Source organism: Hydrogenophaga aromaticivorans, from assembly GCF_013387465.1.
Lineage (GTDB): Bacteria > Pseudomonadota > Gammaproteobacteria > Burkholderiales > Burkholderiaceae_C > Hydrogenophaga > Hydrogenophaga aromaticivorans.
This window is the reverse complement of record NZ_VYGV01000006.1, coordinates 273,692-291,714: the sequence shown is the minus strand read 5'-3', so window position 1 is coordinate 291,714 and position 18,023 is coordinate 273,692. Positions and strand designations below refer to the sequence as shown.

General features: G+C 62.8%; 19 protein-coding genes and 1 pseudogene. 6 read left to right on the top strand and 14 right to left on the bottom strand.

Features of this window, described 5'->3' with window-relative positions:
• Window positions 1-43 precede the first annotated feature (43 nt).
• From F3K02_RS05750 to F3K02_RS05725, 6 genes are all read right to left on the bottom strand, one after another.
• On the bottom strand, window positions 44-355 hold the full coding sequence (locus F3K02_RS05750; protein WP_177134209.1) for an NIPSNAP family protein: 312 nt from the start codon (window positions 353-355) through the stop codon (window positions 44-46).
• A 13-nt stretch (window positions 356-368) separates the two neighbouring features.
• On the bottom strand, window positions 369-1,148 hold the full coding sequence (locus tag F3K02_RS05745; protein ID WP_177134206.1) for a 2OG-Fe(II)-dependent halogenase WelO5 family protein: 780 nt from the start codon (window positions 1,146-1,148) through the stop codon (window positions 369-371).
• Window positions 1,149-1,181: 33 nt separating this feature from the next.
• On the bottom strand, window positions 1,182-2,240 hold the full coding sequence (locus F3K02_RS05740) for a TRAP transporter substrate-binding protein (protein ID WP_177134205.1): 1,059 nt from the start codon (window positions 2,238-2,240) through the stop codon (window positions 1,182-1,184).
• Between the two features lie 82 nt (window positions 2,241-2,322).
• Entirely contained in the window at window positions 2,323-3,615 is a 1,293-nt protein-coding gene (locus F3K02_RS05735) for a TRAP transporter large permease (RefSeq protein ID WP_177134203.1), read from the bottom strand.
• Between the two features lies 1 nt (window position 3,616).
• Window positions 3,617-4,246: a TRAP transporter small permease subunit gene (locus F3K02_RS05730; RefSeq protein WP_177134201.1), complete on the bottom strand. Its 630-nt coding sequence runs from the start codon at window positions 4,244-4,246 to the stop codon at window positions 3,617-3,619.
• Between the two features lie 20 nt (window positions 4,247-4,266).
• The gene (locus F3K02_RS05725; protein ID WP_177134199.1) at window positions 4,267-4,659 is read right to left on the bottom strand and encodes a cupin domain-containing protein; all 393 of its coding nucleotides are present in this window, start codon (window positions 4,657-4,659) and stop codon (window positions 4,267-4,269) included.
• Between the two features lie 553 nt (window positions 4,660-5,212).
• On the opposite strand from F3K02_RS05725, the gene F3K02_RS05720 reads away from it, so the two are divergent.
• Genes F3K02_RS05720 through F3K02_RS05710 form a run of 3 tightly spaced genes read left to right on the top strand, consistent with a single transcriptional unit; the run spans window position 5,213 to window position 7,962 of the window.
• The gene (locus tag F3K02_RS05720) at window positions 5,213-5,911 is read left to right on the top strand and encodes a hypothetical protein (protein ID WP_218179365.1); all 699 of its coding nucleotides are present in this window, start codon (window positions 5,213-5,215) and stop codon (window positions 5,909-5,911) included.
• A gap of 13 nt (window positions 5,912-5,924) precedes the next feature.
• A complete protein-coding gene (gene leuC / locus F3K02_RS05715) occupies window positions 5,925-7,355 on the top strand; it encodes a 3-isopropylmalate dehydratase large subunit (protein ID WP_177134195.1) in 1,431 nt (476 codons plus the stop codon).
• A gap of 1 nt (window position 7,356) precedes the next feature.
• Window positions 7,357-7,962 (top strand): 3-isopropylmalate dehydratase small subunit, encoded by a 606-nt coding sequence (locus F3K02_RS05710; protein WP_177134193.1) that lies wholly within the window; start codon window positions 7,357-7,359, stop codon window positions 7,960-7,962.
• A 51-nt stretch (window positions 7,963-8,013) separates the two neighbouring features.
• Here F3K02_RS05710 and F3K02_RS05705 read toward each other — a convergent pair whose 3' ends face one another.
• The 8 genes from F3K02_RS05705 to F3K02_RS05670 all read right to left on the bottom strand — a co-directional run bounded on the left by F3K02_RS05705 (window position 8,014) and on the right by F3K02_RS05670 (window position 14,965).
• A complete protein-coding gene (locus F3K02_RS05705) occupies window positions 8,014-8,175 on the bottom strand; it encodes a hypothetical protein (RefSeq protein ID WP_218179364.1) in 162 nt (53 codons plus the stop codon).
• Between the two features lie 241 nt (window positions 8,176-8,416).
• Entirely contained in the window at window positions 8,417-9,406 is a 990-nt protein-coding gene (locus F3K02_RS05700; RefSeq protein ID WP_177134191.1) for a tripartite tricarboxylate transporter substrate binding protein, read from the bottom strand.
• Between the two features lie 52 nt (window positions 9,407-9,458).
• A complete protein-coding gene (locus F3K02_RS05695; RefSeq protein ID WP_177134189.1) occupies window positions 9,459-10,439 on the bottom strand; it encodes a Bug family tripartite tricarboxylate transporter substrate binding protein in 981 nt (326 codons plus the stop codon).
• A gap of 29 nt (window positions 10,440-10,468) precedes the next feature.
• On the bottom strand, window positions 10,469-11,212 hold the full coding sequence (locus tag F3K02_RS05690; protein WP_177134188.1) for an enoyl-CoA hydratase/isomerase family protein: 744 nt from the start codon (window positions 11,210-11,212) through the stop codon (window positions 10,469-10,471).
• A 44-nt stretch (window positions 11,213-11,256) separates the two neighbouring features.
• Window positions 11,257-12,456: a CaiB/BaiF CoA transferase family protein gene (locus tag F3K02_RS05685; RefSeq protein ID WP_177134185.1), complete on the bottom strand. Its 1,200-nt coding sequence runs from the start codon at window positions 12,454-12,456 to the stop codon at window positions 11,257-11,259.
• An 11-nt stretch (window positions 12,457-12,467) separates the two neighbouring features.
• Complete coding sequence (locus tag F3K02_RS05680; protein WP_177134183.1) at window positions 12,468-13,184, bottom strand: enoyl-CoA hydratase/isomerase family protein; 717 nt, start codon at window positions 13,182-13,184, stop codon at window positions 12,468-12,470.
• Window positions 13,184-13,810, bottom strand: a complete 627-nt coding sequence (locus tag F3K02_RS05675; RefSeq protein WP_246309197.1) for a cysteine dioxygenase family protein — start codon at window positions 13,808-13,810, stop codon at window positions 13,184-13,186. Before F3K02_RS05675 ends, F3K02_RS05680 begins: the two co-directional genes overlap by 1 nt.
• A gap of 3 nt (window positions 13,811-13,813) precedes the next feature.
• Complete coding sequence (locus tag F3K02_RS05670) at window positions 13,814-14,965, bottom strand: CaiB/BaiF CoA transferase family protein (protein ID WP_177134181.1); 1,152 nt, start codon at window positions 14,963-14,965, stop codon at window positions 13,814-13,816.
• Window positions 14,966-15,150: 185 nt separating this feature from the next.
• On the opposite strand from F3K02_RS05670, the gene F3K02_RS05665 reads away from it, so the two are divergent.
• From F3K02_RS05665 to F3K02_RS27425, 3 genes and pseudogenes are all read left to right on the top strand, one after another.
• Window positions 15,151-15,924: an IclR family transcriptional regulator gene (locus F3K02_RS05665; protein WP_177134179.1), complete on the top strand. Its 774-nt coding sequence runs from the start codon at window positions 15,151-15,153 to the stop codon at window positions 15,922-15,924.
• 2 nt (window positions 15,925-15,926) lie between these two features.
• Window positions 15,927-16,967 (top strand): YeiH family protein, encoded by a 1,041-nt coding sequence (locus F3K02_RS05660; RefSeq protein WP_177134177.1) that lies wholly within the window; start codon window positions 15,927-15,929, stop codon window positions 16,965-16,967.
• Between the two features lie 447 nt (window positions 16,968-17,414).
• Window positions 17,415-17,951: pseudogene (locus tag F3K02_RS27425) on the top strand (amidohydrolase family protein); the annotation flags it as partial.
• Window positions 17,952-18,023: the final 72 nt, after the last annotated feature.

The window sequence follows — 18,023 nt, the reverse complement described above, 5'->3', positions numbered from 1 at the left end:
TTCTCACTACATTCACAAAAGTTGGACAGCTCAGAGGGGCTGCTCACTGCGGCGAAAATGACGCCGGGTTGAGCAACTCGTTGTGCATTTCCTGGATCAGCGGCAGCACCTTTGGAGCGAATGCGGCCCATTCGGGCGATGCGGCCAGTTGCGCGCGGCGCTGCTGGCGGTCTTCAAAGGACGCATAGCGCCATAGGTGGATGACTTTGTTGATGGACCCAACTTCTGTGCTGTAGAAGCCCAGCATGTCGCCCAGGACAGGACGCTCGATGTCAATGCCTTCGCTGCCCATCAGGCGCATGAACTCGGGCAGGGTGCCGGGGCGCAGCACGTAAGAACGCATCTCCACGATCACGGCATTTGCTCCTTCATGCCCACAGCACGAGGCGGTTGTCGGGCATGCGCCCGACGAAAGAGCCAATCGACACTCGGCTGCCGTCCGGTTTGGCGGTGCCGGGCGCGATCTCGTGCGGATTGCGGGTGTTGAAGATCACCACGTCGCCCGTGGTGGCGCGGTAGACGAAGTTGGGCGCTCCCTCGATAAGGGCACGATCCAGCCCATAACTTTTCGGAATTTCGCCTGGCACGACTTCGGGGTCCCATGGGTTGTTGTGTACCGTGGTATGGCCGCCAGATTCGAGTTCTTCGGCAAAGAAGTTCCAGCCCAGCTGTGCGTCGATAGCGCCGATTGCGTAATCTGGCGAGTTGACGGGAGCCCAGTCGACATGCAGATCGATCTTGTCGCTGGTGGAGCGGATGATTCCAGCGAAATACTCGCGGCCACCTTCGCTGGCCAGCTCCACCGGCTGGGGCCAGACAGCGCGCAGGCGCTCCATCAAACGCGACAGGGCATCAAAGGATTCGTTGAATACGGCTTGTACGTCAGCTTGTGCCTTGACGGTGTCATCCAGAAACTCCTGCTTGGTCTTGGTCCACCTGTACTGGTATTGCGCCAGCCCGATATAGCCAATCCGGTCGCTCACGTTGTAGTACTGCATGTTTCCCTGTTTGGCAGCTGCGGCGAAGCGGGTGCACTCCTCGGACGTGGCAAACCCACGAATGCGGATGGCAGGGATCTTGTTGTCGAGCAACAGGCGCAGATTTTCTTCAGTGAGTTCGTACTCCTGGGCACTGGTCCACGTGGACATGGGGGACTCCTTGGTGGTCATTTCAGGACGCATTTATTTGCTGGCGACGGCCTTGAGATCGACGACCTTGCCGACGCTGTCGTTCCAGTTCTTCACGCAGTCTTCGCCGCAGCGTGCGGCCCAGCGAGGCAAAACGCGCTCCATCAAGGCCTTGCGGCGCAGTTCGAGGTCGACGGGCTTGACATCGACCAGCACCATCGAGGCGGCGGGGCCTTCAGTACATTTGCCCTTGCCGGTGTTGCAGGCGATCCCGATTTCGTTCTCGCGAACGTTCTGGGCATAGATGTCCTTTTCCAGTTTCTGATACTGGTCGGTGATGACTTTCTGTGCGGCAGGGCTGAGCTTGTTCCAGGATTTCATATTCGCGGCGGCAAAGCTCGCGGCGAAATTGATCGGAAGGCGATACAGGTAGGTCGCGCCCTCGTACCACTTGGCTTTGTAGCCGCCCAAGATGCCAGTGATAGCGCAGTCGAGCACACCGTTTTGCAGGGCTTGCTGCACATCACCGAAGGGCATATTGATACCCGAACCGCCAAAGTACTCCACAAAATCCGCCTGAGAGGAGCCGGAAACGCGCACCTTGCGTCCCTTCAAATCGGCCAAGCCGTTGAACTCTTTGCGGCAGAAAAAGACCTGGTCTCCGTAGCTCGTGACGGCCAGCACCTTGACTTGCTGGTTCTTGGCGTAATACGCATCAAGATGAGGACGGAAAGCCTTTATGGCGTCTTGCGACATGTCGATAGATGTGGACACACCGGCCAGGTCGAGGGCGTCGTTGATAGCCGCCTCACCTGCCAAAAAACCCAACACAGTGGTTCCAACATCAAAAAGTCCCTGTCTCAACAGTTTGATCACTTCACCGCCCTTGAGACCCATTTCGTTCCAAGGCTTGAAGGTGACGGTGATGGCTCCGCTCGAAGCAGCGGGAATAGCCTGCGTCCACATGGGCGCTTCCAGTTCTTTTGATTGGGTCGTAATACCGAGGTTGCCCACCACATTCAATGTGGCTTTGGGCATGGCTTGGGCCAGCGCCGCTCCGCCGAAGGCGAGGCAACTGGCAGCGAGCAGGGAGCGGATCGGGAAGGTGGTCATGGTTGTCTCCTCTGGAGGGTTGGGGAAATCCGAAAGCAAAAGTGCAGTGCGCCGCAGCCTGTGCCTGCGACGCGGGTTACGACTATTTGAAGGCGTTGTAGGTTGTCGGCAGCCAGGTGGCGACTTCGGGGAACGCCAACAGCAGGAAGATGACGCACAGCATCACAGCGGCGAATGGCAGTGAGCCAAGCGCCACGTCGCGAAACGCGCCGCTGGTGCGCACGGACTGCACCACGAACAGGTTCATGCCGATGGGCGGAGTGATGAGGGCCAGTTCGATCAGGATCACGAAGACCACACCAAACCAGACCGGGTCGTAGCCCAACGCGACAACGATCGGAACGATGATGGGAGTCGTGGCGACCATCAAGGTGAGCGTCTCAACAAAGCAGCCCAGCAGCAGATATACCGCGATGATGGCCAGCATGACGTAGACGGGATCCCAGGTCAGTGAGCCCACTGCCTGGACGGCGATATCGGTCAGCCCGATGGTGGACATCACGAAGTTCAGGAAGTACGCGCTGATCACGATGAGCATGACCATGGAGGTGGTGCGCACCGTGCCCTCCAGCGCCGTCCACAGTCGGTCCCAGCTGAACTTGCCAGTGGTCACCACATACAGAAACGTACCGACCACGCCGAGCGCGGATGCCTCCGTGGGTGTGGCCCATCCCAGATAGATAGAACCCACCACCAGCATGAACAGGTAGAGCGGTGGGCCGAGCGACCACAGTGCGCGGAACCGCTCACCCCAGGACGCGCGTGGCTTGCGCGGGGCAAGCTTGTCGTTGACCAGGCAGACCACCAAGACGAGTGCAGAAAACAGCACTGCCATCAACAACCCAGGAATGAAGCCAGCCAAGTACAAGTCCGACACCGACGTTTCGGACAGAGCGCCATACAGCACCATATTGATGCTGGGCGGAATCAGGATGCCGAGCGTGCCGCCAGCGGCGATGGAGCCCAGAAACAAGGCGGGACGGTAGCCGTGCTTGTGCATGTTGGGAATCGACACCGTTCCCACGGTGGCGGCCGTGGCCACACTCGAGCCTGAGGTTGCAGCAAACAGCGTCGAAGCAGCGATGTTGGTGTGCATGAGTCCGCCAGGGATGTGGCCCACCCACTTATCCAGCGCGTCAAACATCTTTTCCGCCAGGCCTGAACGCAGTAGCATCTCGCCCATCAGAATGAACATTGGAACGGCGACCAGTGTGAAATCGGACGAGGTGCCCCAAGCCATTTCACCCACCCCGCGCAAAAGCGGTAGGGAGGAGTAGAGACTTGAAAGCGAAGCACCCAACACGCCAATTGCCGCACCGACATAGAGGCTGCTGGCAATGAAAAGCAGCAGCAGAATCGTAGAAACAAGCAGCATGTCAGGCTCCTGTCCGGACAGCAGATGCGTGGCCGGCTATGTGTGGACCGTGCGTTACCTTCACGCCAGTCCCGTCCATGGAAGCCTCGACCTCTTCCGATACGGTCGCAATTCCGAACATTCCCTGTACCTCTAAGTGCCGACCGCGCACCACGGCGTTCAATGCAACGATCAGGAGCACGGCAGTGCACACCGCGAACCATGCCAAGCCCAGTAGCCACAGGCCTTGCGGAATGACCAACGGCACATGCAGAGTAGAGTTGGAGTGCGCGTCCAGTTCCCAGTTGTCCAACACGACGAGGGCGCCGTAGTAAACAAGCGCAGCAGCGATGACCGACAGCGCAGCCAGGGCGCAGATGTCAAGGTAGGCGCGTGGCTTGACTCCCAGCATGTTGTAGAGCACCTCGATGCGGATGTGCGCCTTGGTGACCAGCGCCCAAGATAGACCGAACGCGGTAGCCAACGCGATGCCGTATCCGGTCAGCTCGTAGCTCTCGAAGATGGCCAATTTGAAGAGGTTGCGGAAGACAACATCCAGCGACACCAGGAAGGCGCAGACGAGGATCAACGCACCCCCCAGGCGAGCCAGAAATCGCGATACCGAGGTGACGAATAGCATGCTCATGTTCATGTGGCGCTCCGTTCGAGCGATTACTCGCTGACCCAGGTTTTGGTGGGCGGCGACTTGATCTCCAGCTGTTCACAGTCCTCCAGCGCTTCGCTGAAATGCTCCACGCCCACCGGGTGAATCCACGAAGTGCCAGGCCCTGCGATGAACTCTTTGCCGCCGATCACCAAGCGCAGCTTGCCGCGGATTAGGTAGGCCACGGTTTCGTGATCCATATGCTTGTGCACGGGATCAATCAAGCCTTTTTCACGGAATACATGGAGCATCAGGATTTCCTTGCCCACCATGGCGCGACGCACTTCCACAACCCCCTTGGGTTTGACACCCTCCACGGCAGCAAGTCGCTCCACGGGAAGATCGTCCTTGACGGTGATGAAGCCTTCGGTCAAAGGCAGGGAACGGGTTGGATCGATCATCAAAAGCTCCTGTAAAAATTTATGTCACCCGTGTATGAGCGGGTTTTCGTCAGCGGTGAACATCAGGTTATGCAAATCACAAAAAAACTTCTGACGGCTTGATTGTGTGCAATCAGCAAATTCTCTGGCAAAAGTGCAGCGAAAATAACAGGGTTAACCCTAGTTATTGCTATGTTTGTTGAATTTTCTACTTTATTTGTACACAATCAGGGTGTTGGCGCCTTGGCAGAACACGGACCATGGGGTGTCTGACATAGAGATTCATAGAGAGGGCAGGGTGCGCTTAAACAGTCGATTGCACTGCATGCCGCCAGCGCCCAAACTATCTTGCGCGTCCAGCAAAAACGGAGTGCCCCAGCAAGCTCCAAAAGCACCTGCCAGACAACGGCTACGAGTTCACATCCCCGCTCCGGTGCCCATATGACCTGCTGCACATCCTCCTGAAAAAACAGAGTGCAAAGAGCTATGAATCACGATCAACAAGCAACCCAATGCTCCGATGCACGCAGTGAAAGATTCAGAAAACCCGCGGACATCGCAAGGGGCCCGAAGGGTGGCTGATGAGGCCCCCGGACTGGCCGTACCGGATGCAAACTCCGGTCACGACTCAGAAGTGGCGTCGCGCGACCGACGTCTTCAGCACACCAATGCCGACGAGCGCCGCATTTTTCAAGCTGCCGAACGCTGCACCAAGTCCGGCTCGATCGATGCGCTGATGCGCCACGAGGACGCTTACTCACCCTCCCTGATCACCTGGCGACGTCAGTGGGAGGTGGCCGATCTGGCGGCCATGGCCACAGTAAAGCGTGCCCCCAACGCTGAGCCGAAACGCGCGGTGACCTCGCACATGACCCTACTCACCCGGGAGCGGAATGGCTTCAAAAGCCGCCTTGCAAGGGCTTCTGACCGACTGCGCCAAGCCGCTGTGATGGCCGTCGCCCTCAACCCGCATCGCTGCCCAACGCTGCATGGATCAATTCACCGCCATCGGAGGAAGCCGCACAGAAAACAAGCTGATCCTGGAAGGCCGGTTCATGACATCAGGTGCAGCAAGGTCATTGACACGTTCCGCCTTGTTGACCTGCGACATGTCGCCCGCTGCTGGGTCGATGTACTGACAGGGGAGATGCGGTGCAAGGACCAGGTGATGCTGTGTGATGGCGATGAAACCGATGTCGCTGTCATGTGGCCTGACTGCACATCATTTGAGGGAGCGGACAAGTGCGGTTCGCCATTCTTTCGACGGATTTAAAAGGAAAATCAATATGACACTAGCTAGAAGCCTGTTTGACAAGATTTGGGAGAGCCATACCGCAAGCATCCTGCGAAACGGTCAAGCCCAACTTTTCATTGACAGTCACCTTATCCACGAGGTCACCACCCCGCAAGCGTTTGGCATGCTGCGTGACTTCGACCTGCCCGTACTGATGCCCGAGCGCACCTTCGCCACGGTCGACCATATCGTGCCAACCGACACGCGCGTTGGGCCTTTCTCCGACCCCTTGGCTGAGCAGATGATTCAGGAGTTACGCGCCAATTGTTCGTCAAGCAACATTGTCTTTTTCGACCTTGATAGCGGTCGCCAAGGCATTGTTCATATGATCGGGCCGGAACAGGGCATCACCCAGCCCGGCACCACGATCGCTTGCGGAGATAGCCACACCTCAACACATGGCGCATTTGGGGCCATTGCCTTCGGCATCGGTACGAGCCAAGTCCGTGACGTCCTTGCAACCCAGACGCTGGCCATGACCAAGCCCAAGCTTCGGCGTATCGAGGTCAACGGCCGGCTCGGGCCTGGTGTTTACGCCAAGGACGTCATCTTGCACATCATCCGCAAGCTTGGCGTCAAGGGCGGCGTCGGCTATGCCTATGAGTACGCTGGTGACCTCTTCGAGCGCATGTCGATGGAGGAGCGCATGACGGTCTGCAACATGACCATCGAGGGAGGGGCACGCTGCGGCTACGTCAATCCTGACGAAACCACTTTTGCGTATCTCCACGGGCGGCCGTTCGCTCCCGCAGGGGCCGATTGGGATGCAGCGGTGCAGCGGTGGAAAGCGGTCGCTTCGGAGCCCGGCTGCCACTACGACGACGTGGTCGTCATGGATGCTGCGGACGTGCCACCGACGGTGACTTGGGGCATCAATCCGGGGCAAGCGATCGCCGTCACCGAAGAAATCCCGACTATTGAAAGCTGTGCCGAACTTGATCGTGCCAGTGTGGCGGAGGCACTTGCACACATGAAGCTGAAGCCCGGCGCGCCGATCGCGGGGACTCCGGTGAATGTCGCATTCTTTGGCTCTTGCACCAACGCACGCGTGTCCGATTTTGCGGAGGTCGCAAAATACCTCGTGGGACATAAGGTTCACCCCAGCGTGCATGCAATTGCGGTTCCCGGCTCTCAGCTTGTAAAACGCGAGTGCGAAAAGCTGGGTATTGACCGCATCTTCAAAGAGGCGGGATTCGAGTGGCGGCACCCTGGCTGCTCCATGTGTCTGGGAATGAATCCCGATAAGCTGGTCGGTGATCAGCTCTGCGCAAGCACCAGCAATCGCAACTTCATTGGCCGGCAAGGTAGCCAGAGTGGTCGAACGGTACTGATGAGCCCTGTGATGGTTGCTGCGGCGGCGATCACGGGTGCAGTGACCGACGCGAGAGAGTTTTTCAACATCAAGAATAGAACGGAGGTCTGATATGGCACTCGATCCCATCAGTTTGATCAAGGGCCGCGGTGTGGTCATCTCAGGCGACGATATAGACACCGATCGCATCATTCCCGGCCGATACCTTCGGTGTCTCACTTTCGCAGGACTTGGGGAAGCGCTTTTTCGCGATGTTCGGTACCTACAAGATGGCAGTTTGGCAGGCCATCCGCTCGACGATCTGCGCTTCAGCGGCGCAACTGTGATGGTCGTCTCAGGAGCCAACTTTGGCTGTGGTTCCAGCCGTGAGCACGCGCCCCAGTCCATCCACCGGGCGGGATTTCGCGCCGTCATCGCTGAGAGTTTTGCGGAGATCTTCTTTACCAACAGCACGATGATCGGTCTTGTTTGCGTGACTTTGTCCAGGGAAGAAATTCACCACATCGCTGAGCGCATCCAGGCAGAACCGCACCGGGAGCTTCGCGTCGACATCAGCGACCGCGAACTGTATTTGGGCGATAAGCGCTTCAGCGTTGGCCTGCCCGAGTCTGCCCGCACAGCGTTAGTGACCGGCTATTGGGACCCCATCGGGGAACTCCTCGAGAATATCCAGAGCGTTAAGACCACCGCCATTCGTCTCGGCTACAGCTCCGTTTGAGAGTAGCGTTGTACGTCGCCTTGCGCTCATACTGCGGCGAGGTGCGATTGTTTACCAACGCTCTCCCCAACTGCGCTGCTCGCGCGTCAAACGCGCAACCTCGATCAGCACCAGCTCGGACGGAGCGAGCTTCACCAGCGCCTTGGCGAGCTGGCGGTTGAGCGACGTCGAAGCGAGGCTGCCAACGAAATATCCGACCTTGTATGTGGCCATGGGATGCTCCCGGGAAGTTGAGGTTGGGGCCTGCAGTAAACCGAGGCTGGCCTGTCTGCAAGACGCGGCAGCGGCGGGCCGCCGGTCACCGATAGACCAGCACCGGAATCGTGGAATGCGTCAGCACCTTCTGGGTTTCGCCCCGGCGAAGGCTGCGCCACTCCAGCCAAAGCGCTGAGGCTGGCGCACCATGCAAAACGGCGCCCGAAGGCGCCGCGGCTTCGCTGACATCGACAGCGACTCAGTCAATCTTGAGCCCGGTCTGTGCGATCAGGTTCTTGAAGAATGCCGTTTCCTCACGGATACCGCGCCCAAAGGCTTCAGCACCCTTGTAATCCGGGTACTGGCTGAACTTGGCCATCAGGGCACGGGCGTCCGGTGCATTGACCGCCTTGCCGACTTCGGCGTCCATGCGGGCAATAATCGCCGGCGGCGTGCCACGCGGCGCAAAAACGCCGAACCAGGTGCCTCCGGGTATGTCCAGTTTCTGCTCGCGCAGCGTAGGCACGGCCGGCAGCTCGGGGTGGCGCTCGGGGCTGGTCACGGCCAGCGCCTTGAGGTTGCCCGACTTGATCTGGGCAAGCGCCACCGGGTCGTAGATCACGTCGATGCGCCCGCCCAGCAGGTCGGCCAGCGACTCGGCAGATCCTTTGTACGGCACATGGGTGAGCTGGATGCCGGTCTTGAGGTGCACGATCTCGCCGTTGATGTGCGTGGCCGTGCCCGCCCCGACCGAGCCGAAGTTCAGCTTGCCGGGATCCTTCTTCGCCAACGCAATGAATTCGGCCATGGTGTTGGCCGGTAGATCCTTGCGTGCGGCTACCAGACCGTAGCTGCTGGACATCATGGCGACCGGCAGCAGGTCCTCCAGGGGGTCATAGGGCACCTTGCGCAACAGGGGGGTCAGGTTGACCACGGCATTGGGCGTCATCAGGAAGGTATAGCCATCGCTGGGACTTCGTGCGGCCTGCTGGGCGCCGATGGTGCCACCGGCGCCGGCCTTGTTCTCGATCACCAGGCTCTGGCCTAGGCCGGCCGCGACCTTGCTGCTGATGAGCCGGGCGATGGCATCGGCGTTGCCACCGGCCGGGTACGGCACGATGACCTTGATGGGCTGGGCTGGCCAGGCGGCCTGCGCCTGGGCTCCGGCGGCGGCCAGCGCGGCCGTCAGGCCCACGGCCGTAAGCATGCCCAGACGGGTGAAGCGGGAAGTGACTTGCAGCAGTTTCATGGTTCGGGATCTTTCTTTGGTTCGATAACGTCGGTGCCAGGCTTTCGGCCTCTCAGTCCTCGGCGTTCAGGCCGATGGCGGGCAGCAGTTCGCCGTAGAAGCGGAAGTCGTTGTCCACCCCGCGCATCAGTTCGGCCGGCGAGCCCCAGGCGGGCAAGGCGCTGATGCGCTGCATGCGTGCCTGTGTGTCCGGCTCGGCCAGAGCGCGCTCCAGCGCCTTGGCCAGCTTGTCGGCAATGGCCTTGGGTGTGCCGGCGGGTGCAAACAGCCCCCACGACGCGCCGGTGGGGCGCTTCACCTGCAGCCCGGTCTCGGGCAGGCTGGGCACGTTGGGTAGCTCGGGATGGCGCTTGTCGGAGAAAGCAAACAGCGCCACTGCCCGCGCACCCTTGGCCAGTTGCACGGTGGTGCCGTCGATCAGGAAGTCGATCTGCCCGCCCGTCAGCGCTGCCGCCGCGTCGGCCGAGCCCTTGAAGGGAACGTGCAGCATATCGATGCCGGCGTCGCGCTTAATGATTTCACCAGCGATATGCCCGAAGGACGACAGGCCGGCCGAGCCATACGTCAGCTTGCCCGGGTTGGCCTTGGCGACGCGGACCAGATCCGTAAGCGTGGCCACGCCTAGGTCCTTTCGCGCAGCAGCCACCGCCACGTAGTCGGCAATCGCGCCCAGCGGTTCGAAGCTGCGCTTGGGATCAAAAGGCAATTTCTTGCGCAGGTGCGGCAGCACGGTGAAGGCGGTGATCGCGCCGAGCAGCAACGTGTAGCCATCCGGAGCGGCACGTGCCACCAATTCGGTACCGATCTGGGTCGTGCCGCCGGGTTTGTTGTCCACGATGATGGTAGCGTTAAGCTGGGCAGCGACCCGCTCGGCCACGATGCGGCCCAGGTTGTCGCTGTTACCGCCCGGTGGGTAAGGCACCACCAGTTTGATCGGCCGGCTGGGCCAGTTTTCCTGCGCGAAGGTCAGGCGTGTTGCGGGCAGGGCCAGCAGCAGGGCGGTGGCGTGGCGGCGTGAAATGGAAAGGGTCATGGTGCGGGTTCTTTCTTTCAGTTGGAGGTTCATCGGCCCTGGAAACTGGGGCGGCGCTTTTCCTTGAAGGCCCGCAGCGATTCCTCGGCGTCGGCGCTGTCGCGCACGATGGCGAGGTCGCGGTTGGCCCGGGCCATGCGCTCGGACGGGCCCTGCGGCAACACGCCCTCGTTCACAAAACGCTTGAGCGTCCTGAGCACCAGGGGCGAGAAGGTGGCGATCTCGCGCGCCATGGCCAGCGCACGCTCCACCTGCTGCCCGGTGGGAACGATTTCGTTGGCCAGGCCCACGTGGTAGGCGCGCTGTGCGTCCAGCGTCTTGCACAGCAGGATCATCTCCATAGCCACCTTGTGCGGGATGCGCGCGGCCAGACCGGCGATCATCCCGCCGGTGAACCCCACGGCCGCCTCGGGGTAGGAGAACTTCGCGTTGTCGGCGGCGACCAGCAGGTCGCACATCATCACCAGCACCAGGGCCCCGCCGACGCAGTGCCCGCCCACGGCGGCAATCACGGGCTTTTCAGTGGTGATACCCACCGTGGGAATGCAGCGCCAGAGCTCGGGAATGTTGGTGAGGTCAGCGCCACCGGAAAAAGCAGCGTCACCGGTGCCCGTGACGACGGCCACACGCTGGCTGTCGGTGGCGTCAAAGGCGGCGAAGGCCTGTTGCAGTTTGATGGCCGTGGTGGCGCAGATGGCGTTGCGCTTTTCCGGGCGGTTGATGGCGATCAGCGTGGTGCCGTCGGGGAAATCGGTGATGGAGACTTTTTCCATGAAGGACTCCTTGCGTCGTGAATGGGCAGTGGAAGGGTGAAGGTTCAGACGACGCCGACCTGGTGCAGGCGGGTCACCTCGGCCTCGGGGTAACCGAGTTCGGACAGGATCTCGTCGGTGTTGGCGCCCGGCAGCACGGCCGGCCGGTCGATGCCGCCGCTGCCATGCGCCAGAGTGAAGGCGGGCCCGACCAGTTGCACCGGGCCGTGGGGGGTTGCGGTCTCGCGCAGCAGGCCGCGATGCACCACCTGCGGATGCGCCAGGATCTCCGGCAGGGTGTACACGGTGGCGCAGGGCACGTCGGCGGCGGTCAGGCGTTGTTCCCAGACCTTGGGGTCGCCGCCATCCATCGCGCTTTCGATGATCTCGCGCAACACCTGGGCGTTCTCGGTACGGGTGAACCAGTCGGCAAAGCGCGCGTCGTCCAGCAGGTCGGCACGCCCCAGAGCTTCCAGCATCTTGTTGAACTGCTTGTCGGTCAGCACCGCCAGCACGATGAAGCCATCGCCGCAGCGGAAGCGGTCCGCGGTAGGCTTGCGGCTTACCGAGCGGTTGCCGAACTGGGTGTGCCGGAAACCATCCACCGTGTACTCGGCCACAGGCAGGCTGAGGAAGTTCAGCATCGAGTCCAGCATGGACACGTCCACAAACTGCCCTTCGCCGGTGTGGGTGCGCTGGTAGAGCGCCGTGGCCACGGCGAACGCGGCCATCATGCCGGCCGTCACGTCGGCGGCGGCAAAGCCAGCGCGCATGGGACCGCCCTCGGGGTCTCCCGTGAGCGACATCAGCCCGGACATGGCCTGGATCTTGCCGTCGAAGCTGGCCGTGCCCCGCTCGGGCCCGGTGCTGCCGAAGCCGGAGATGGCGCAGTAGATCAGGCGCGGGTTGAGTGCGCTGAGCTGCTGGTAGCCCATGCCCAGGCGCTCCAGCACGCCGGGGCGGAAGTTCTCGCAGACCACGTCGGCCTCGGCCGCCAGTTTGTGGATGATCTCCACGGCCTCGGGCTTGGACAGGTCCAGCACCATGCTGCGCTTGTTGGCATTGACGGCCATCCAGCCGGGTGACAGACCGCGATCCGACCAGGTCTTGGACACCGGTGACAGGCGCATGCCGTCCCCGCCCTGCGGCTCGATCTTGATCACATCGGCGCCCTGCAGCGCGAGCTGGAACGTGCCAAAGGGGCCGGCCAGGTAGTGGGTGAAGTCCAGGATGCGGACGTTGGAGAAGGCTTTGGCGTTGTTCATGGGTCGGGCTTTCAGGCGCGCAGTGCGGCCAGGTAATCGGTCATGCGTTGTTTCAGTCCGGGCCGCGCAGCGGAGGCCACCAGTTCGTCCATGTCACGCCCGGCGGCATCGGCCCGGGTGAGTCGCCGGATGGCGCCGGCGGTGGTGCGGTCGATGGGTCCGGGCAGGTGCTCGCGCCATGCCTCGGCGAGGTGCTCCGCCTCCACGAGGTCCGTGGCCAGCCCCGCCGCGCAGGCGGCCCCGGCATCGACGTGGGCGCTGTCGAGCACCCAGCGGCGCGCGGCGTCGCCACCGACTCGCTCGGCCAGCCGCCGCGTGCCCAGCACGATGCCGAAGCGCGCGCCGGGAAAACGGAAGCTGGCTCCTGGCGTGGCCAGGCGCAGCTCGCAGGCGGCAAACAGGTCGGCGCCCGCACCCCAAGTGCGACCCTGCGCCAGCGCGATGGTGCGGATGGGCGCCTGCCAGACGGCCTGCAGCAGTTGCTCCACCCGCACGAAGCGCTGCAGCAGGTCGGCCTCGCTGCTGGTGGCCAGGTCGGAGAGATCGAAGCCGGTGCAGAAATGCGCGCCGCTGGCCTGGAACACCAGGCTGTCGACGCCGGGGTCGCTGCTGAGTTGCAGCACCTGTTCCAGCAACGCGTCCACCAGCTCGACCGACAGCGCGTTGCCTCGCGCGGGACGGTCCAGCGTCAGCACCGCCGTGCGGTCATGCCGTTCGTGCCGCAGCATCAGGACACCGCCTTGCGGACTTCGGTCGATCGGTCCCACAGGTTGGGCACCACGGTGGACGAGTAGCCCGAGACGAAAGGACGTTCCACGCCATCGGCGTCGAGCAGGCTGCGGTGGATCGCTCCAATGTTGCCGCCATAGACGTGGATGCTGATCGAGGACTGGTCCTCCAGCGCATTGCCCACGCGGTGCCAGTCGCCCACCGTGGGCGAGACGGCCTCGATGGCCCCGGCCTTCAGCGCGTGGGTCAGGCCCTTGGAGCGCACGCCATCGACCGTGGGCTCGAACTCGTCGCAGGTCTCCTGCCCGCGCAGCACGCCGACCACGCCCCAGACGGTGTGGTTGTGGACCGGCGTGCGCTGCCCCGGCCCCCAGACAAAGCTCACCACGGAGAAACGCTCCAGCGGATCGCAATGCAGCAGGTGCTGGGCGTAGGTGCCCTGGCCGGGCTGGGCAAAGACCTCGGGCAGCCAGCGGTCACTGGCGATCAGTTGGGCCATCAGCGTTCGGACCTTGGGCAGCAGCGCGGCCTCGGGCAGGTCCTGCCCGACCATCGCGGTCATGCCGGTCACGAACTCGCGCAGCGGGCGGATGGTGTCGGTCTCGGTGTCCATCGGGTTCGTCATGGCTCAGTCTTTCCGGAGCAAGGCCTTGAGGGCCTCGGTGTCTTCGCCCAGGGCGGGCGGACGGGTTTCGTGCGGGATGGGTTCGCCGTTGATGCGGATCGGCGAACCCACGGTGCGCGTGGCGCGGCCGTTGGGCAGCGTCATGTCGCGCACCAGCTGCAGGTGCACGGTCTGCGGATCGGCCAGGGCCTCGGCATAGCCGTTGATCGGCGCGCTTGGCACGCCGGCCGCGGCGAAGTGTTCGAGCCAGTGGGCCACGGGCCGGGCCGCGAAGGGGCCGTCGAGCAGCGCCTTCAGGGCAGCCTGGTTGGCGGCGCGCAGCGTGGGGGTGGTGAAACGCGGGTCGTCGAGCAGTTCGGCCGTGCCGACGACATCGCACACCGAACGCCACAGCTTGTTGTTGCCCGCGGCGATCGCGAACCAGCCGTCGCTGGCCTGGTAGGCCTGGTAAGGCGCGTTGCGAGGATGGGCCGACCCCAGCTTGCGGGGGTTCTGGCCGGTGCCGAAATACTCGCTGGTCTGCAACGCCGAGATGGCGATGGTCGCGCCGACCATCGGCACGTCGATCCAGCCGCCCGGGCCACCGGCGCGCACCCGGCTGAGCATGGCACTGATCGCATAGGCCGCATACAGCCCGGAAGCAAAGTCGGCGATAGGCACGCCAGCCTTGACCGGTGCGCCGTCGGGCTCGCCCGTGACGCTCATGACGCCGGCACCGGCCTGGATGGTCAGGTCGAACCCGCCTTCGGCTCCGCGCGGGCCGTCCTGCCCGTAGGCCGAGATCGAGCAGTAGATCAGCGACGGCTTGCGTGAAGCAAACCAGTCCCAGTCCAGCCCCAGGCGCCGCATCACGCCGGGGCGCGTGTTCTCGACCAGCACGTCGGACCGCAGTACCAGCTCGCGCGCCAGGTCACGGTCCACGGGATTCTTCAGGTCCAGCACCACCGATTTCTTGCCCCGGTTGATGGAGGCGAAGTTCTCGCTGTAGCCCTGGGTCAACGGTGGCCACTGGCGCATGGCATCTCCCTCGGGCGGCTCGACCTTGGTGACCGAGGCGCCGAAGTCGGCCAGCAACATGCCGCAGAAGGGCCCCGCGGCAACTTGGCAGAACTCGACCACCTGGACACCTTGCAGAAGTGGGAGTGCACCGGTCATCGGGACACCTGCCTGCGCGCCACATCGGGTTGGCGCATCCGGATTGAGATTGGAGGGTTCATGCCGAAAATTTACGTCGTTCCCAAATAAGGGACAAATGTTCCGTTTTGTAGAACTTCATAGAATTTGCATATGCACCAAATATCTGAACGAACCACCGGATCTGCCACCGGGAGGGTGGGGCCATGAACAACACGCTGATCAAGGGCCTGGCACTGCTGGAGGTCGTGGCCCGCGCGCAAAGGCCCCTGGGCGTCACGGAGCTGGCAGCACAGCTGGGCATCGCCAAGAGTCATGCGCACCGCCTGCTGCATGGGCTGGTCGAGCTGAAATACGTGCAGCACGACCCGGACACCCGGGGTTACGCCGCGTCGGTGCGGCTGTGGGAACTGGGCAGCTCGGTGCTGGAGGGGCTGGACCTGCGACGGATTGCTCAGCCGTACATGGAAGCCCTGCTGGAGCAGACGCGTGAGACCGTCCACCTGTCGGTGCTGGATGGCGCCGAAGTCGTGTACGTGCACAAGATCGAGAGCCACGAACCGGTGCGCGCCTACAGCCAGATCGGCGGCCGCGCGCCGGCGCATTGCGTGGCCACGGGTAAGGCCCTGCTCGCCTGGCTGGGCGCGGCGCGCCTGGCCGATCTGGCGAGCGGCATCGAGCGCTACACGCCCCGCACCATCGTTGAAGAAGCGGCCTTCCTGCGCGAGATGGATCGGGTGCGCAAGCAGGGCTACGCCGTCAATCGCGGCGAGTGGCGCGAGAGCGTGGGCGGAATCGGCGCACCGATCCGCGACATCCAGGGGCATGTGATCGCCGCCGTCGGCATCTCGGGCCCCATCGCGCGCATCAAGCCGTCCATGTTCAAGGCCCTCGCAGGCCCGGTGGTGGCGGCGGCACAGTGCATTTCCGTGGGCCTGGGGGCCAACCCCCTGGCCAACCAGCAGCTCTGGAACACCTGAGCATGTTGCGCGCCCCCTGGAACCATGCCCGGCGCCTAGCCCCGGGCCTGCTGTTGTGCGCCGTGGTGGCGCTGTCGGCCACCTTCGTGGCCGAGCACTACGGCGGCCCTCAGCTGCTCTATGCCCTGCTCATCGGACTGGCCTTTCACTTCCTCTCGCGCGACCCCAAGATCCGGCCCGGCATCGATTTCTGCGGGCGCACCCTGTTGCGCGCCGGCGTCGCCCTGCTGGGCCTGCGCATCACGTTCACCCAGATCTCCGCCTTGGGCTGGGGTACCGGCGCACTCACCGCCCTGGGCGTGGCCTCCACCATCGTCCTGGGCCTGTTGCTGGCCCACCTGCTGCGCCGCCCGGTGGCCGAGGGTCTGGTCTCAGGCTGCGCAGTGGGCATCTGCGGCGCCTCCGCCGCCCTGGCCGTCTCCTCCGTGCTGCCCCAGACTCGCGAAAACGAGCGCTTCACGCTGCTGGCCGTGGTCGGCGTGACATTGTTGTCTACCCTGGCCATGGTGCTGTATCCCTTGGTTTCTTCCCTGATGGGCCTGACACCCGCACAAGCCGGCGTGTTCTTCGGCGCCACCATCCATGACGTGGCCCAGGTGGTGGCCGCCGGCATGATGCTGTCGAATGCAGGCGACACGGCCGCAGCCGACAGTGCCACCGTGATCAAGGTGTTCCGCGTGATGCTGCTGATGCCCGTGGTGCTGCTCGTGGCCATGGTGACGCGCCAGCCCGCCCGCGCCGCCGGTGCCGACGACCCGGAGCCCGAAGAACTGTCGATGCCGTTGGTACCGGGTTTTCTGCTGGCGTTCATCATGTGCATGCTGCTCGCCACTTCGGGTCTGGTACCCGCGGCGGTTTCCAGCATGGCCAGCCACGCTTCACGCTGGCTGCTGGTGGTGGCGATTGCTGCGGCCGGCGTGAAAACCAGTTTCGAGGACTTGTTCCAGCTCGGCTGGACGCCGGTGGCCATGCTCGTCACCGAGACCCTGTGGATCGCCCTCTTCGCCGGCTCCGGGTTGCTGCTGATGGCGCGTTTGAGCTGAGCGCCGGCAGCCGGCTGGACCGGTGTCAACAAGGAGCCTGGGGCGCCCGATACTGCCGCAACCACTCTGCCTTGTCGGCGGGCTCCTCATCAACCGACTTGAGCACTGTCTTTCCGTCCACCAACTCGTTGAGCATGTCGATATGGGACTGGAAATAGGTGCCCAACAACACCCGGATTCTTGTCTTGGCCGGGACGTGAATCACGCGGCGCCAGATGCCCTGTCCGTTCTGATCCCCCTCGGACGGGTCGATGAAGGTACAGCCATGTGGGAATGATCACGACTTGAGGATGATCGGAGGTGTTGTTGAAGCGGACCTAGAGTCGCACCAGATTGCCGTCATCCAGGCGCTGGTCGACCGCACCGCCACCCCCCGCAGAGACATTGCCTTCGATGTTCACGTGCTCTGGTAGGACGAATGTCTTCGTCTTCCGCCCCCCCCGGGAGGGCGTGCTTGGTGTTGCCGAATACAAGGGGCACTCAAATCGGGCAATGTCCGAGCGGTTGTCCTGGGTACGCCGCTTGGCAGAGTGTCCCAATGTGTTTGTCAAGCTCGGCGGATTGGGAACGGCGGTATTCGGGTATGGGTTTGCCCAGCGACCAACCCCAGCCTCGTCGCAAGAGCTGGCCGACGCCTGGCACCCGTGGATATTGCCGGTGCTTGAAAACTTTGATGCGGAGCGCTGCATGTTCGAAAGTAATTTTCCGGTGGACCGCAGTGCGGCTGGGTATGGCGAGGTGCTGGAGGCCGTGCAGCGCCGTCTGGACCAGTCACCCAAATCCATGACCATCCGACGCAGAACGGTCGAGCATTTGTTCGGCACCTTCAAGAGCTGGATGGGGTACACCCACTTCCTCACCAGAAGGCTGGTCAACGTCGGGACTGAGATGAGCCTGCATGTGCTGGCCTACAACCTGCTGCGTGTGATCTCCATCTTGGGATTCGCAGGAGCAATCAGGGCGATGAGGTTGGCGGGGGCGTGAGCCTCGCTTTGCTGCCAAATCTGGCCGCCAAGAACCGTTTGGAAGCTCATTAGACCTCCCACGTGACTCGGA

Coding starts and splice junctions, on each gene's coding strand:
- F3K02_RS05745 (WP_177134206.1), bottom strand. CDS start 1,148: ATGTCCACGTGGACCAGTGCCCAGGAGTACGAACTCACTGAAGAAAAT.
- F3K02_RS05740 (WP_177134205.1), bottom strand. CDS start 2,240: ATGACCACCTTCCCGATCCGCTCCCTGCTCGCTGCCAGTTGCCTCGCC.
- F3K02_RS05735 (WP_177134203.1), bottom strand. CDS start 3,615: ATGCTGCTTGTTTCTACGATTCTGCTGCTGCTTTTCATTGCCAGCAGC.
- F3K02_RS05730 (WP_177134201.1), bottom strand. CDS start 4,246: ATGAACATGAGCATGCTATTCGTCACCTCGGTATCGCGATTTCTGGCT.
- F3K02_RS05725 (WP_177134199.1), bottom strand. CDS start 4,659: ATGATCGATCCAACCCGTTCCCTGCCTTTGACCGAAGGCTTCATCACC.
- leuC (WP_177134195.1), top strand. CDS start 5,925: ATGACACTAGCTAGAAGCCTGTTTGACAAGATTTGGGAGAGCCATACC.
- F3K02_RS05710 (WP_177134193.1), top strand. CDS start 7,357: ATGGCACTCGATCCCATCAGTTTGATCAAGGGCCGCGGTGTGGTCATC.
- F3K02_RS05705 (WP_218179364.1), bottom strand. CDS start 8,175: ATGGCCACATACAAGGTCGGATATTTCGTTGGCAGCCTCGCTTCGACG.
- F3K02_RS05700 (WP_177134191.1), bottom strand. CDS start 9,406: ATGAAACTGCTGCAAGTCACTTCCCGCTTCACCCGTCTGGGCATGCTT.
- F3K02_RS05695 (WP_177134189.1), bottom strand. CDS start 10,439: ATGACCCTTTCCATTTCACGCCGCCACGCCACCGCCCTGCTGCTGGCC.
- F3K02_RS05690 (WP_177134188.1), bottom strand. CDS start 11,212: ATGGAAAAAGTCTCCATCACCGATTTCCCCGACGGCACCACGCTGATC.
- F3K02_RS05685 (WP_177134185.1), bottom strand. CDS start 12,456: ATGAACAACGCCAAAGCCTTCTCCAACGTCCGCATCCTGGACTTCACC.
- F3K02_RS05680 (WP_177134183.1), bottom strand. CDS start 13,184: ATGCTGCGGCACGAACGGCATGACCGCACGGCGGTGCTGACGCTGGAC.
- F3K02_RS05675 (WP_246309197.1), bottom strand. CDS start 13,810: ATGACGAACCCGATGGACACCGAGACCGACACCATCCGCCCGCTGCGC.
- F3K02_RS05670 (WP_177134181.1), bottom strand. CDS start 14,965: ATGACCGGTGCACTCCCACTTCTGCAAGGTGTCCAGGTGGTCGAGTTC.
- F3K02_RS05665 (WP_177134179.1), top strand. CDS start 15,151: ATGAACAACACGCTGATCAAGGGCCTGGCACTGCTGGAGGTCGTGGCC.
- F3K02_RS05660 (WP_177134177.1), top strand. CDS start 15,927: ATGTTGCGCGCCCCCTGGAACCATGCCCGGCGCCTAGCCCCGGGCCTG.